The sequence below is a fragment of the Aquabacterium soli genome (genome assembly GCF_003933735.1).
Lineage (GTDB): Bacteria > Pseudomonadota > Gammaproteobacteria > Burkholderiales > Burkholderiaceae_C > Aquabacterium > Aquabacterium soli.
The window spans coordinates 16,650-30,308 of the sequence record NZ_RSED01000006.1; the positions used below are offsets into that span (position 1 = coordinate 16,650).

General features: G+C 65.5%; 17 protein-coding genes. 8 read left to right on the forward strand and 9 right to left on the reverse strand.

All coding sequences use genetic code 11. The annotated features are described in order from the left end of the window. Positions 1-30: 30 nt before the first annotated feature. The gene (locus EIP75_RS08705) at positions 31-1,062 is read right to left on the reverse strand and encodes an NAD(P)H-dependent flavin oxidoreductase (RefSeq protein WP_125242876.1); all 1,032 of its coding nucleotides are present in this window, start codon (positions 1,060-1,062) and stop codon (positions 31-33) included. Between the two features lie 78 nt (positions 1,063-1,140). Here EIP75_RS08705 and EIP75_RS08710 point away from each other — a divergent pair, with 78 nt between their 5' ends. The 5 genes from EIP75_RS08710 (at position 1,141) to EIP75_RS08730 (ending at position 3,792) form a co-directional block, all read left to right on the forward strand. After that, on the forward strand, positions 1,141-1,740 hold the full coding sequence (locus tag EIP75_RS08710; protein WP_158622786.1) for a 3'-5' exonuclease: 600 nt from the start codon (positions 1,141-1,143) through the stop codon (positions 1,738-1,740). A 97-nt stretch (positions 1,741-1,837) separates the two neighbouring features. Next, the gene (locus EIP75_RS08715) at positions 1,838-2,176 is read left to right on the forward strand and encodes an NIPSNAP family protein (RefSeq protein ID WP_125242878.1); all 339 of its coding nucleotides are present in this window, start codon (positions 1,838-1,840) and stop codon (positions 2,174-2,176) included. After that, the gene (locus tag EIP75_RS08720) at positions 2,173-2,517 is read left to right on the forward strand and encodes an antibiotic biosynthesis monooxygenase family protein (protein WP_125242879.1); all 345 of its coding nucleotides are present in this window, start codon (positions 2,173-2,175) and stop codon (positions 2,515-2,517) included. Before EIP75_RS08715 ends, EIP75_RS08720 begins: the two co-directional genes overlap by 4 nt. A 52-nt stretch (positions 2,518-2,569) precedes the next feature. Then, the gene (locus tag EIP75_RS08725) at positions 2,570-3,223 is read left to right on the forward strand and encodes an ArsR/SmtB family transcription factor (RefSeq protein WP_233584762.1); all 654 of its coding nucleotides are present in this window, start codon (positions 2,570-2,572) and stop codon (positions 3,221-3,223) included. Continuing rightward, on the forward strand, positions 3,220-3,792 hold the full coding sequence (locus EIP75_RS08730) for a P-loop NTPase family protein (protein ID WP_125242881.1): 573 nt from the start codon (positions 3,220-3,222) through the stop codon (positions 3,790-3,792). The genes EIP75_RS08725 and EIP75_RS08730 overlap by 4 nt, the downstream gene beginning before the upstream one ends. Here the strand turns inward: EIP75_RS08730 and EIP75_RS08735 are convergent. Beyond that, positions 3,789-4,736 (reverse strand): LysR family transcriptional regulator, encoded by a 948-nt coding sequence (locus EIP75_RS08735; protein ID WP_125242882.1) that lies wholly within the window; start codon positions 4,734-4,736, stop codon positions 3,789-3,791. The two genes, EIP75_RS08730 and EIP75_RS08735, sit on opposite strands and share 4 nt — an antisense overlap. A gap of 131 nt (positions 4,737-4,867) precedes the next feature. Here EIP75_RS08735 and EIP75_RS08740 point away from each other — a divergent pair, with 131 nt between their 5' ends. From EIP75_RS08740 to EIP75_RS08750, 3 genes are all read left to right on the forward strand, one after another. Next, positions 4,868-5,638: an SDR family NAD(P)-dependent oxidoreductase gene (locus EIP75_RS08740; protein ID WP_125242883.1), complete on the forward strand. Its 771-nt coding sequence runs from the start codon at positions 4,868-4,870 to the stop codon at positions 5,636-5,638. A 139-nt stretch (positions 5,639-5,777) separates the two neighbouring features. Beyond that, positions 5,778-6,257 (forward strand): VOC family protein, encoded by a 480-nt coding sequence (locus EIP75_RS08745; protein WP_125243123.1) that lies wholly within the window; start codon positions 5,778-5,780, stop codon positions 6,255-6,257. A gap of 1 nt (position 6,258) precedes the next feature. After that, positions 6,259-7,023: an SDR family oxidoreductase gene (locus EIP75_RS08750; protein ID WP_233584763.1), complete on the forward strand. Its 765-nt coding sequence runs from the start codon at positions 6,259-6,261 to the stop codon at positions 7,021-7,023. Between the two features lie 8 nt (positions 7,024-7,031). Here EIP75_RS08750 and EIP75_RS08755 read toward each other — a convergent pair whose 3' ends face one another. From EIP75_RS08755 to ribA, 7 genes are read right to left on the reverse strand one after another with little or no spacing between them, the layout of a single operon-like run. Then, a complete protein-coding gene (locus EIP75_RS08755) occupies positions 7,032-7,934 on the reverse strand; it encodes a class I SAM-dependent methyltransferase (protein ID WP_125242884.1) in 903 nt (300 codons plus the stop codon). Continuing rightward, positions 7,931-8,980, reverse strand: coding sequence for a glycosyltransferase family 4 protein (locus tag EIP75_RS08760; RefSeq protein ID WP_125242885.1), 1,050 nt, complete (start codon positions 8,978-8,980; stop codon positions 7,931-7,933). Before EIP75_RS08760 ends, EIP75_RS08755 begins: the two co-directional genes overlap by 4 nt. Continuing rightward, the gene (locus EIP75_RS08765; protein ID WP_125242886.1) at positions 8,980-9,384 is read right to left on the reverse strand and encodes a 6-pyruvoyl trahydropterin synthase family protein; all 405 of its coding nucleotides are present in this window, start codon (positions 9,382-9,384) and stop codon (positions 8,980-8,982) included. Before EIP75_RS08765 ends, EIP75_RS08760 begins: the two co-directional genes overlap by 1 nt. A gap of 10 nt (positions 9,385-9,394) precedes the next feature. Beyond that, positions 9,395-10,366, reverse strand: a complete 972-nt coding sequence (locus EIP75_RS08770) for a zinc-dependent alcohol dehydrogenase (RefSeq protein ID WP_125242887.1) — start codon at positions 10,364-10,366, stop codon at positions 9,395-9,397. Then, positions 10,359-11,171 (reverse strand): RibD family protein, encoded by an 813-nt coding sequence (locus tag EIP75_RS08775; RefSeq protein WP_125242888.1) that lies wholly within the window; start codon positions 11,169-11,171, stop codon positions 10,359-10,361. Before EIP75_RS08775 ends, EIP75_RS08770 begins: the two co-directional genes overlap by 8 nt. Further along, positions 11,171-12,961 carry a glucans biosynthesis glucosyltransferase MdoH gene (gene mdoH / locus EIP75_RS08780; RefSeq protein ID WP_158622787.1) on the reverse strand — a complete coding sequence of 597 codons (1,791 nt, stop codon included), beginning with the start codon at positions 12,959-12,961 and terminating at the stop codon, positions 11,171-11,173. The genes EIP75_RS08775 and mdoH overlap by 1 nt, the downstream gene beginning before the upstream one ends. A gap of 13 nt (positions 12,962-12,974) precedes the next feature. Continuing rightward, complete coding sequence (ribA, locus tag EIP75_RS08785) at positions 12,975-13,622, reverse strand: GTP cyclohydrolase II (RefSeq protein ID WP_125242890.1); 648 nt, start codon at positions 13,620-13,622, stop codon at positions 12,975-12,977. Between the last annotated feature and the right edge of the window lie 37 nt (positions 13,623-13,659).

Genomic DNA, 13,659 nt, shown 5'->3' on the forward strand with positions numbered 1-13,659 from the left:
GCTGCGAAAGCCGCCCTTGCCAACGTGATGTCAGCGGGGGAGGAGCGCCTGCATCACCTCTTGAGCCTGGGCCAGAACACGCGCAATGATCTCGGCCACGGGCGGCACATCGTGCACCAGCCCCTGCGACTGGCCGATCAATTGAACGCCTTCTTCGTGGTCACCCTGGTGCATGGCCTTGCGCATGGCCAGCGTGGCCGCGCCGAAGTAGGCGATCTTCACGGCCTGCACCGGACCCTCGCGCAGGGCATCGCGGGCCAGTTGGCCCATGGGCGTATTGAGCTCGCTGGCCGCGCGCAGGGCGCGGGCCACCACCCGCGGCGGGCTCAGGCGACTGGCGGTGTACTTCTGCCCGCCGGGTGTGTGCATCACACGGCATGGGAAGGTGTCGAAGTTGGACGAGTAGATGGTGTCTTCGGCGGCCTTGTCGACCACCATCTGCTTGGTGGCCTCGTGCAGCGGGCTCTCACGAGAGGCAGCCAGGCGCGTGCCCATGGCCACGGCATCGGCACCCAAGGCCAGGGCGGCGGCCAGACCGCGCCCGTCGGCAAAACCACCGGCGGCGATGATGGGCAAGTCCGTCAGGTCGCGCACCGCGGGGATCAACACCAGCGACGTCACCGCACCACCGTGGGCCGCAGCCTCGTGCCCCGTGACGATCAGACCGTCCACGCCGGATTCGATGGCCGAACGCGCATGCTTCTCGCTGGACACCGTGGCGATCACGTGACCGCCATAGGCTTTCACCCGCGCGACCAGGCTTTCGTCCTTGCCCATGGAGATGTTGAGCACGGGCACCTGCTCCTGCACGGCCACCTCGGCGCAGGCCGCCGCGCCTGGGAGCATCAGGCTGCAGCCAACACCGAAAGGCTTGTTCGTGAAGGCACGCACCTGCTGGATGGCAGCCCGGCATTCATCCGCCGACATGCCGCCCGAGGCCAGGATGCCGAGGCCGCCAGCCTCGCTCACGGCTGCGACCAGCGAAGGGATGGCCACGTAGGTCATGCCGGGAAGCACAATGGGATGGGCGATGCCCAGGAGGCGGGTCAGACGGGTGTGCATGGCGCGGGGATCGGCTCTCGATCAGTGCTGTGTGAAGGCTGGCGGAATTTATCATTGGCGCTGCGCCATACTCTGCCTATGAACCGCCCAATTCGGCTGGAGCGCCCGACGCCCGAACAGATCGCCGCCCTGCCCGCCTACCCAGCGCTGCCACTCAGCCGAATCCATGTGCTGCGCACGGCTGAGCAGTTCGAGTTTGCCGAGCATGAACTGCGCAAGGCGATCCACGTAGGCTTCGACACGGAGAGCAAGCCTGTGTTCGTGGCAGGGGTGCCGCACACTGGCCCGGACATCGTCCAGTTCGCGACGACAGAGCATGCCTTCATCATCCAGACCGCCTTGCCAGAGGCCGGGGATTTTTTGCGCGCCATGATCGCGTCCGACGATGTCATCAAAGTCGGTTTCGGACTGGCCTCGGATCGCCCTCAGCTCCATCGCAAGCTGGGTGTGCAGTTGGGTCAATCGATCGACCTGTCGTACATGGTTCGCCGGTTGGGCTTCAAGGATGCAGTGGGGCTCAAGACGGCGGTGGCCGTGGTGCTGAAGCAGCGCCTGCAGAAATCCAAGAAGGCCACGACCTCCAATTGGGCCACCGCCACGCTGAGCCCGCAGCAGTTGCAGTACGCGGCCAACGACGCGCATGCCTCGCTGCTGGTCTACAAGGCACTGAGCGCCTGAGCCGAACTCACGCACCCCGTTGTTTCGATGCGGAGCGAAACAACCAAGGGCGATCGTGGTGGACAGTAGGCTCATGTCCACACCATACGTTCATCCCATGGCCATCACCTGCTTCATCCGCTACCAGATCGACCCATTCCAGCACGCAGCATTCAGCCGCTACGCCACAGCCTGGGGCCGGATCATTCCACGCTGCGGTGGTGACCTGATCGGATACTTCCTCCCTCATGAAGGCACCAACGATGTGGCCTGGGGCCTGATCAGCTTTGAGGACATGGCCGCCTACGAGCGCTATCGGGCCGCTCTCAAAGCGGACGGGGAAGGTCGGCGCAATTTTGAGATGGCCCAGACACAGCGGTTCATTCTGCGGGAAGAAAGAAGCTGGCTGGCCGGTATCCCAGCGACGCTCAACCAGGCTCGCGAGGTGGCGACATGATCGTCGTCATTTTTGAACTTGAACCTCATCCCGAGCAGGCTCAACGCTACTTCAATCTGGCCGAGGACTTGAAGGCCGGGCTGACACAGCAGGAAGGATTCATCTCCATCGAGCGCTTCCACAGCATCTCCCTGCCGGGGCGCTACCTCTCCCTGAGCGTGTGGCGAGACGAGCAGAGCGTGCGGAACTGGCGCAACCTGGCTGAACATCGCATGGCTCAAGGTGAAGGACGCACCCGCATCTTCTCAGACTACCGCTTGAGGGTGGCTCATGTGCTCAGAGACTACGGCATGTTTGAGCGGGTCCAGGCGCCTTCCGACTCCACAGATGCATTACGCTGAGGGGATGCGACACACCGCACCCCAGGAGCCCCGCATCGCCCGGGTCGCTGCCATGATGGCCGACCCCGCACGCTCCTTGATGCTGGCCTATCTTCTGTCGGGTGAACTGGCCAGCGCAGGCGAACTGGCGTTGGCTGCGTCCATCAGCCCGGCCACGGCCAGTGCGCATCTGTCGAAACTGCTGGAAACAGGCCTGCTGGTCTGCGAAGCCCGAGGGCGACACCGCTACTACAGGCTGGCCAGCCAGGACGTTGGGCATGCGCTCGAAGCACTCGCACTGGTGGCGGAACGCTCGTCCCATCAGCAATCATGGGAGCACCCTGCGCGCCAGCGTCTGCGGTATGCACGTTGCTGCTACGGGCACCTGGCTGGGGAACTGGGTGTCAAGGTGCTCGCCACTTTGCATGCCATCGATGGATTGAAAGCGACAAGGGCTGGTTACGATCTGACAGCTCACGGATCGGCATGGCTGGCAAGCCTTGGCTTGGCGCCCCAACTGCCCAGGCCCGGGCGCCGCTTTGCATACCCTTGCCTGGACTGGTCGGAGCGGCGCGACCATCTTGCAGGCCAGCTCGCAGACGAGCTGCTCCGGCATTTCATGGAAAAAGGCTGGATCCGGCGGATCGAGGGGCGGGCCCTCGCTTTGACCCCGTTGGGTGTTCAGCAGCTGCTGCCCATTCTGGCGTCGGACCAAGGATCCACATGATTCTTCCATCCCGCTGTGCGTCGCGTGTCGTGATCGTCGGGTCGAGCTGCGCGGGGAAGACCACGTTTGCCCAGGCGCTCGCCCAGGCCAGGTCATGCGTCTGTGTCGACCTGGACGACCTGTTCTGGGGGCCAGACTGGACGCCTCAACCTCAGGCTGAATTTCTCCGCAGCGTGGCGCAGGCCGCGACCGGTGACACCTGGGTGGTGGCCGGCAACTATGGCACGGCCCGCGACATCCTCTGGTCACGCACCACCACGGTGGTCTGGCTCAACTTCAGCCTGCCGCTCTTGCTGTGGCGCGGCGTGCGTCGCACCGTGAAGCGCGTCGTGTCCCGACAGGAGCTGTTTCAGGGAAACCGTGAGTCGTTCCGCCGTGCCTTCCTGTCGCGTGAATCCATTTTGTGGTGGATCGTGAGCACCCACGGTCGGCGCAGGCTGGAGTTCGAGAGGCTTCGTGCATCAGGGCACTTCCCTCAGATCGAATGGATGGAAGCGCGAAACCCGACAGAGGCTGCGGCCATCCTTCAAGCTCTGCAGCAAGGGCCCAGCGGCGACGCACCGTTCTAGGCCCGAGCATCATCGAAGGGTGCAAACACCTCGGCCACCCAGTCCACGAACAGCCGCACCTTCGCACTGAGGTGCCGCGACGCGGGGTACACCACGTACAGAGGATGCCGCGGCCGTGTCCAGTCGGTGAGCACCAGTCTCAGGCGATCGTTGGCCACATGGGGTTGGGCCATGAACTTGAACGCCTGGCCCAAGCCCATGCCCGAGAGCAGCGCGCTCAGGTGGGCCGTGCTCTCGTTCACCGCCACCACCGTCTGGCCTGACACCTGGAGGTGCTCCTCACCGCGGTGGAACTCCAGCGGGAAGGCCCTGCCCGTCAGCGACGAGAAGTAACCGACGATGGCATGGCCCGGCACACGGGCCGCATCGCCGGGCCTGTGCTCACGCGCCGTCAGATCCGAAGGATGCTTCGGCCTGCCCCGGGCCTTGAGGTACACGGGGCTTGCACAGGTCACCCAATCGAGATCGGCAATGCGCCGCGCAACCAGCGAGGTATCGGGCAGAGCACCGCCGCGCACCACGCAATCCACCCCTTCGCCGATCAGATCGACAGGCCGATCGCTCACGCCCAGGTCGATGTGAAGCTCGGGGTAGCGAGCCCTGAAATCCGGCAAGGCCGGGATGAGGATCATGTTCGCCAGCACGGAGCCGATGTCGACGCGGATGCGGCCTCGCGCCTGCACACGGGCGCCCGCGGCGGCCTCGTCCATCTCATCCAGGTCTGCGATGAGCCGGCGTGCCCGTTCGCAATAGGCCAGCCCTTCCGGTGTGAGGCTCACTCGCCGCGTGGTGCGCTGCAGCAGCCTCGTGCCGAGGTGGCGCTCCAGGTCCTGCACGAGCTTGGTCACCGTGGGACGAGGGATGTTCATGGCATCGGCCGCTTTGGAAAAGGCGCCCGATTCGGCGATGCGCAGGAACACGCGCAGGGCGAGCAGTTGGTCCATGAGGGGTGTCGAAGTGGGTCAGCGCCCATATTATTCATGACAATGAAAAGAGATGTACAAAATTCCTTCTTTATTCAGGGCTGTGAATTTTCTAAGCTTCGCTCACCTTCTCAACATTTCTGGAGCGAATCATGAACAGCAGCAACAAACTCAATGGCAAGGTCGCCGTCGTCACGGGCGGCACATCGGGCATCGGCCTGGCCGCAGCGAAGGCCTTCGCGTCCGAAGGCGCTGTCGTCTACATCACGGGCCGTCGCAAACCGGAGCTCGATGCCGCCGTGGCCGCCATCGGGCCCAACGCAGTTGGCGTGCAGGCCGACTCCACTCAACTGGCCGATCTGGACAAGCTGTACGACGAAGTGCGTGCCGGCCATGGCCGCATCGACGTGCTGTACGCCAACGCGGGTGGCGGCGGCATGCTGCCGCTGGGTCAGATCACCGAAGCCCACTTCGATGAGACCTTCGACCGCAACGTGAAGGGCGTCGTCTTCACGGTTCAGAAGGCCTTGCCACTTCTGGACAAGGCTGCGAACGGTGCTTCGGTGATCTTGGCGGGCTCCACGGCGGGCGCCATGGGCACGGCCAACTTCAGCATCTACAGCGCCACCAAGGCCGCGGTGCGCAACCTGGCGCGCAGCTGGGTGCTGGACCTGAAGGGCCGCGCCATCCGCATCAATACGCTGTCGCCCGGCCCGATCCACACACCTGGCCTGGTCGATCTGGCCGGCCCCGATCAGGCGCAACAGCAAGGCCTGCTGGACCACCTGACCGCGCAGTTGCCCATCGGCCGCATCGGCCAGCCGGAAGACATCGCGAAGGCGGCGGTGTACCTGGCCTCTGAGGACTCGTCATTCGTGACCGGGATCGAGCTGTTCGTCGATGGGGGCATGGTTCAGGTGTGATGCCGGCAAGGGCTAGCCCCTACCTGGAACATCGGATCCGGAACCCACGTGAACTGCAGCCGGGAATTCAGCCAGAATCACCGGCGGCCATGACCCAACGTCGTGAGCGCGCGTGGACCTCGGCAACAGGAGAGCGATGATGGTGAGCAAGAACACGATCTGTCTCTGGTACGACGGTACGGCCGAAGAGGCCGCACGGTTCTATGCCCAGACCTTCCCGGACAGTTCAGTGGGCGCTATACAGCGGGCCCCTGGTGATTTCCCCTCCGGCAAGCAGGGTGACGTGTTGACGGTGGAATTCACCGTCATCGGCATCCCTTGCCTGGGGCTCAATGGGGGCCCGACGTTCAAGCCCGATGAGGCCTTCTCGTTCCAGATCGCCACCGACGACCAGGCCGAGACAGACCGCCTGTGGAACGCGATCGTTCAGAACGGTGGGCAGGAAAGCGCCTGCGGCTGGTGCAAGGACAAGTGGGGGCTGTCATGGCAGATCACGCCACGCGCGCTCACAGACGCCATGGCCGACCCGGATCGCGCGGCAGCCAAGCGAGTCTTCGACGCGATGATGCAGATGAAGAAGATCGACATCGCCGTGATCGAAGCCGCACGCCGCGGCTGACATGCCCATCCAACCATCCGTCTCCGTCAACATGACCCAATCTCAGAAAATCGCCTTGGTGACTGGTGCCACACGCGGCATCGGTTTCGAAACCTGCCGACAGCTCGCACAGGCCGGGGTCCTGGTGTTGCTGGCTGGGCGCAGCCTGGCGAGCGCAGCGAAGGCCGCGGACCAGTTGAAGTCGCAAGGCCTCTCAGTGGAAGCCGTGGCGCTCGACGTCACCAACGCCACCCAGATCGCGAACATCGCCAGCGACATCCAGCAGCGCTTCGGCCGACTGGACATCCTGGTCAACAACGCGGGCGTGCTGCTGGACGATGTGGCCCGGAAACCTTCAGAGCAGACCCTGGCGAGCTGGAGGGAAACCTTCGACACGAACGTGTTCGCCGTGGTGGAATTGACGCAGGCGCTCTTGCCGCTGCTTAGAGCGGCGCCGTCTGCACGCATCGTCAACGTGTCGAGCCAGCTGGGCTCGTTTGGCTTGCACACGGACCCTGCCTCGCCCATCTACGGCTTCAAGATCCCGGCCTACGACGCGTCCAAGAGCGTCGTCAACTCATGGACGGTGCACCTGGCCTACGAGCTTCGCGACACGCCGATCAAGGTCAACGCGATCCATCCCGGCTATGTGCAAACCGACATGAACCGTGGCGCTGGCGAGCTCACGGTGGCAGACGGGGCGAAGAGCAGTGTGCAGATGGCATTGCTGGGTGATGACGGCCCCAGCGGCACGTTCACTCACTTGGGCAAGACCTTGCCTTGGTAGCAATCAGTTCAGGTGCGTGCTGGCCCGGGCAGTGCCAGAAGATCCAGGTGTCCCACCTCCAGCGACAGCACGCCGCGGTCAGCATGGCTTGAACGTTCAGTCAGCCATGCCGAAGCGGTGCGCGCATTGGAGGGGTCCACCTCCGCGGCAACGGCTGCGGCCTCCCGGGCCATGGTCATCAGCAACTCGCTGTGCCCGGCGCCGATGTGCCAGTCGCTCTCCTGCGTGCTGACACCGCAGCCTTGTGCTGCAAGCTGCTGCGCCAGATAGGACGCGGCCTGCCCACCCAGCGATTCACCCAAGCCCTTGTCGCCAACCTGATGCGCCAGGAAGGCCTGGGTGATCAGCCCGTCCGCCGCGAGTGCCGGCTGCCAAGTGCGCCGCCCATCCACGGTCAGCGTCGCCAGCAAGGGCCGGGGCACCTTCGCCAGCAAGGCGCACAAGCTGTCCAGCCACGCGGCCGACACCAGGTCCAGGAACGCCGTGGTCACCAGGCCATCGCACCAGGCCAGGTCGACACGATCCAGATCACGCGCCAGATCGAGCTGCTGCCCGCGCACCTGCCAGCGGGCCGCACCCACATCGATCTGCAAGAGACCGTCCTCTTCCCTTGCATGCCAACCACGCCGACGTGCCCAGCCTGAGATCTCAGCACGCTGAGCCGTCAGCAGCATGGGATCGTGGTCCACGAGGATCCAGTCCTGATCGCCCTCCAGCACCGGCGCCAAGGCCCTGAAGTTGGCGCCGGCGCCCGCGGCCAGATCGATCAGCTTCAAGGCCGATCCATTCCTGGGCTTCAACGCGGCCTTGAAGGCCAGCGCCAGCGTCTGGCTGCGCGCCACCAGGTCCAGAGGCTCGCGCAGCCGCAGCCAGTCGGCCGAAAACCCGCCTGAAGATTCTTGCTCACTCATCGAGTCACCTGATCCAGCGCCGCCACCCAACGGTCCACGGCCGTGTCCCAGTCCGGCAGCGTGTCCGCCACCTCCACCGCACCAGCTGTGAGCCGGGCACGCAACGCGTCATCCATCACCATCTGCTGCAAGGCCTCCCGCAGGGCGGCCTCGTCGCCTGGGGGCACCAGCAGCGATGCATGGGCCGGCACGGTGCTGGCAATGGCGCCCGCCGTGGTCGAGATGACCGGCAGCCCATGAGCGAGCGCCTCGGCGAAGACCATGCCATAGCCTTCGTGGTAAGACGGCAGCACGAACACGTGGGCATGCTGGTAGGCCTGGGCCAGTTGATCGGGGGATTGTTCGCCCAGCAAGGTGATGCGATCACCCAGGCCATGCTGGGCAATGCGTTGGCGCAGGGCGAAGGCGGCCGCCGGGTCACGGTCCAGGCTGCCGATGCAGGTGAGCTGCCATGCCAGATCTCTCAGCGATGCCAACGCATCGACCAGCAGCAGGTGCCCCTTGCGCGGCGTGATGGTGCCCACCGCCAACAGTTGCACCGGGCCCTCGCCTTTGGGCAGACGGAAGTAGCTGGGCCGCGCCGTGCCCGGCGCCACCACGGCCACGTGGTCCGGTGGCAGGCCACTGGCCCGCACGGCCTGCGCCGTGTTTTCGCTGGGGCAGATCGCGCCCTTCAGCAAAGGCCAGAGATCTGACTCCAGTTGCGCGTAGTGCCGCGCGCCGGCCGGGCTCAGGCCGGTCTCCAGGGACAAGGGGTGGTGGATGAATCCCACCAGCTTCAGGCGGCCGGTATGCGCTGGCAGGGCGTCGGCCAGGCCAGGCAAGGCCAGCCCGTCGATCACGACCGTGCTGCCGTCCGTGGTGCCTGCCAGGGCATTGGCCGCCGCATGGCGGGTGTCGGCATCCACATCCGGGTAGCGGCCAGGCAGCTCGACCACATCGACCGCCCTGCCCCGCGCCCGCAGGCCATCCACCACGTGCCAGTCATACAGGTAGCCGCCGGTGAGCTGGTCCAGGCGCCCCGGCACCAGAAAGGCCAGGGCCATCAGCGCAGTGGCCCTTCGAAGGCGGCCCAGGCCACCGGAGATTCGCGCAACACCACCCGCAACGCCGCCAGCGTGTCGGCGGTGCCCGCGCCCACGGCGCCTTCGGCCACGCGCACCTTGATGCGCTGGAAGATCTCCCCGGCCAGGAACTCTGTCGTGGTGTTGCGGCCCTTGAAGACGGGCAGCTCATCGAGGTTCTGGTAGTTGAACTCGCTCAGCACATCCCGCAGCAGTTCCAGTGCCAGACCGATGTCGCACACCAGGCCATGCTCGTCCAGCGTGGGGCGACGGAACTCGATCTCTACCCCATAGGTGGCACCGTGCACTTTCTGCGCGGGGCCGAAGACATCGCCCCGGAAGCTGTGGGCGATCATGAAGTGATCCGAAACGGCAAGGCTGTACATGGGGTTCTTTTCAGTTGTAGTGGATGACGTGGCAAAGCTCGCCGCCGGGTGCTTCGACCAGGCGCGGCAGGGTATGAGGCAGATCCTGGAAGCGGCTCTCGCCGGTGAGGAAGTAGTCAAACACCGGATCGGCCAGCAGCTTCAAGGCCAGTGCCAGGCGGCGCTGGTAGGTCCAGCGGGCCCGCTGTGCGGTGGCCACCGCACCGACCTGCGATGAGCGCAGGTTCAATCGCCTGGCGTGGAAGGCCTCGCCCAGCGGCACGCTGACAGGGCGATCACCGTACCAGCTCATCTCCAGCACGGTGGCCTCGAAGCCGGCGATGCGCAGCGCGGTGGCCAGGCCATCGGGGTGACCGCTGGCGTGGATGACCAGGTCGGCGTCAGGCGTGGCCTGGTCCGGCAAGGCGAAGCGGCAGCCCAACTGGCTGGCCAGCGCAGCACGTTGCGGGTTGGTGTCGATCAATTCCACCGTGGCGCCGGGCACACGGGCGGCCAGTGTGGCCACCAGGCCACCCACCACGCCCGCGCCGACCACCGCGATGCGATCGCCCAGGCGCGGCGCGGCGTCCCACAGACCATTGACGGCGGTTTCCATGTTGGCCGCGAGCACGGCGCGCGCATCAGGTACGGCGTCGGGCACCACGGTGACGGCATCAACCGGAACGATGTAGTGGTCCTGATGCGGATGCAGGCTGAAGATGCGCCGCCCCAGCAGGTGCGCCGGGCCCGCTTCGACCATGCCTACCGAGGCATAGCCATACTTCACAGGGCCAGGGAAATCGCCCTCCTGGAAGGGGCAGCGCATGGCCTGCCACTGGCTGGGTGGCACCCGGCCACCGAACACCAGGCTTTCCGTGCCACGGCTGATGCCGCTGCGCAGGGCCTTCACCTGCACCTCTCCCGGTGCAGGCTCGCGCAGGGTGGCGCTGCGGATCTCGCCCAGCCCGGGGGAGACGGTCCAGAAGGCACGGGCCTCAGTCATGGAAGGTGCATTCGATCATGGTGTCATCGCCCAGCAGGAAGCGGCGGGTGCGCGGGCGCAGGCTGTGGGTCAGGTCGTGGATCTCGGGCAGGACCACGCTGGGGCGGCCCGACCCCAGGATCACCGGGGCCACGGTGATCTGCAGGCGATCGAGCGCCCCCGCTGCCAGGAAGCGCGACACGGTGATGCCGCCCCCTTCCACGAACAGCCAGTGCAGGCCACGCTGGGCGAGTATTCGGCGGATCTCGAAGGGATCCAGGCCCTGCGGGCCGCGCGGCACTGGGACCACTTCTGCGTGGCCACAGGTGGCTTCGCGACCGACACGGTCTTGCGCCACCAGCAGCAAGGTCGGGGCTGCACCATCGGTGAAGACGCGTTGCGTACCGTCGAGCCGGCGCTCCGGATCCAGGATCACGCGCACCGGGTTGTCGCCTGCACACAGACGCACCGTGAGTTGAGGATCGTCGTGCTGAACGGTGCTGGCGCCCACCAGCACCGCATCGGCGATGGCACGCATGCGGTGGGTGTGCTGCAGGTCTTCCTGGCCGCTCAGCCAACGTGAGACACCGCAGTTGGTGGCAATGCGCCCATCCAGGCTCTGCGCCAAGTGACCGACCACGTAGGTGCCCTTGCGTCGCATGGCGCACAGGGGGCCATAGAGGGCGTGCAGCAGGGAATCGTCCTCCAGGAAAGAGGCGCCGCTGTCACTGCCGCCCGAGCCACGGTGCAACAAGGCCTGCCAGGCGTGGTCTTCGCCTCGCAGCGAGATCTGGTCAGGCGGGCTCAGCAGCACGGTCGCGGCCATCACTTGGGCTGCCCTGCCGTGGCCGACGCCAGCCCGGCCTGGGCGAAGGGCGTGAACAGCTCGGTGTACTCAGGCTTGTCAGGCAGGCGCGCCTCTTCAGGGATGCGGCACAGGCCGCTGTCCGCCAGCCAGCGCCCCAGGCGGGGGTCGGCGCTGATCACCGCCATCGGGATCGAGGCGCTCAGGCCCAGCACAAAGGGCAGCCACAGCAAGATGGTGGAGGGGAACACCTGCCAGAAAGCCAGGCCCAGCCCCAGGCCCAGCAATGTATGCAGCCACAGCCGTTGCGAGGCATCTCGCCAGGACAGGCCCACCGCATCGCGTTGCTGCGATGTCCAGCCGATCTGTCGACCAAAGGGCAGGCCCATCAGGAACAGCGTGATGGACACGGCCGCGATAGGCGCCATCAACACGGAGAAGACCAGCTCGATCGCCGCGCTGATCAGCACGCGGGCGGTACCGCCGTAGTCGCGGCGCAGATCAGGGCGCAGCAGCACATCGCCCAGCGTGGCGAACTTGGGTGCGAAGCACATGGTCATGGTCACGGTGAACAGCAGCAGGAACAGCGGGATGTTCACCGGCTGATCACGCAGCAGGCCCAGCGCGATCATGCCCAGCCAGGCCGGCGCGCCCACGTACATGGCGATGGCAAGCCACAGCTGGCAGCGGCTGACCGGCAGCAACCCCGGCATCTTGAGCAGTTTGAGGTACTGCATGTTGCCCTGGCACCAGCGCAGATCGCGGCGGATGAACTCGGGCATGGTGGGTGGGTTCTCTTCCCAGCTGCCGTCTTCGTCGGGCAGCACGCGCACCTCGTAACCCGCGCGGCGCATGAGCACCGCTTCGAGCTGGTCATGGCTGAGGATGTGGCCGCTCAGGGGCGATGTGCCAGGCAGCACCGGCAGGTGACAGTGTTCGATGAAAGGGGCCAGGCGGATGATGGCATTGTGGCCCCAGTAAGGCCCGCAATCGCCTTGCCAGCTGGCCGCGCCCAAGGTGTACGAGCGCATGCCCAGGCGCATGCCGAACTGGAACACCCGTGCGAAAGGACTGGTGCTGGGCAGGCCCGTGACCAGGGTCTGCAGGATGCCGATGTTGGCATTGGCCTGCATGATGCGGACCAGGCGCAGCATGGCGGCGGGCGTCATCACGCTGTCGGCATCGAGCACGATGGCAAACCGGTGCAGGCTGCCCCAGCGTTCGCAGAAATCACGGATGTTGCCGGCCTTGTAGCCGCTATGGTCCTCGCGGCGGCGGTAGGTGATCTCAAGCCGTGAGCCAAGGCGCTCGGCTAGCCGGGCCGCCACCTGCTGCTCGCCCTCGACAATGTCTGCGTGGTCGCTGTCGCTGAGCATGTAGAGGTGGAAATTCTGCGAATGGCCGGTGCGCACAAGGCCGTCGAGCATGAAGCCGAGGTTGCGCTCCAGCCGGTCGGTGTCCTCATGACGGATGCAGATCAGCAGCGCGGTGGACTGCGTGATCGGCTCATCGCCCTTGATGCTGCGCAGATGGGGGGCAACCAGGCCAGCCGGATCCCGTGAGAAATGCATCAGGCCAAAGCCGATCACCGCATTCCAGAAACCGATGCTGGTCCATGGCAGGGTGAGTGCGAACATCAGCAGGATGCCGAAGCCGATCGCATCGAACCCCTCGGTGAACAGCGCCGCCGACATCAGGCCCAACAAGATGAGCGAGGTAACGATGACCAGGGAGGCGAACACCAAGCGCCTGCGGCGCAAGGTGGATTGGGCTGCAGCGGAGGCAGCCGCGATTTGAAACGCGCTCAGCATGGGGGTACTGCCTTTACTCGCTGATGGCCAGGGATTGCGGCAACGCATGACCCATCCGGGTGCGCTTGGCTTCGAAATAGCCCACCGAATGCGTGTTGGGCACAGTGATGACGGGGCGACGGCGATCGACCTTCACACCCAACGCGGTGAGCTTGGCCACCTTGTCTGGATTGTTGGTCATCAGGCTGATGCTGGGCACGCCGAAGTGGGCCAGCATCTCGGGCACGACCTCATAGGAGCGGGCGTCATCCGGCAGGCCCAGCATGCGGTTGGCGTCGACGGTGTCGTAGCCGCGCGATTGCAGGTGGTAGGCGCGTATCTTGTTTGTCAGGCCGATGCCACGGCCTTCCTGCCGCAGGTACAGGATGATGCCGGCGCCCTGGCGGACGATCTCGGCCATGGCCTTGTCCAGTTGATCGCCGCAGTCGCATTTGAGCGATCGGAAAACCTCGCCAGTGATGCATTCGGAATGTACGCGCACGGGCAGACCGGTCTGCCCGGCGACATCGCCGTGGACCAGCGCGACGTGCTCACGCAAACCATTGGTGGCGTCACCGCTGGTGGTGCGAAACACGTGCATGGAAAAGAGCCCATGCTCGGTGGGTAAATCAGAGGAGGCAAGCCATTGGGAATGGCGGGACAGGGTGGGAGCACTCGACATACTGGTTTATTTCCTGACGTGCGCGTTCAAAGCGCTA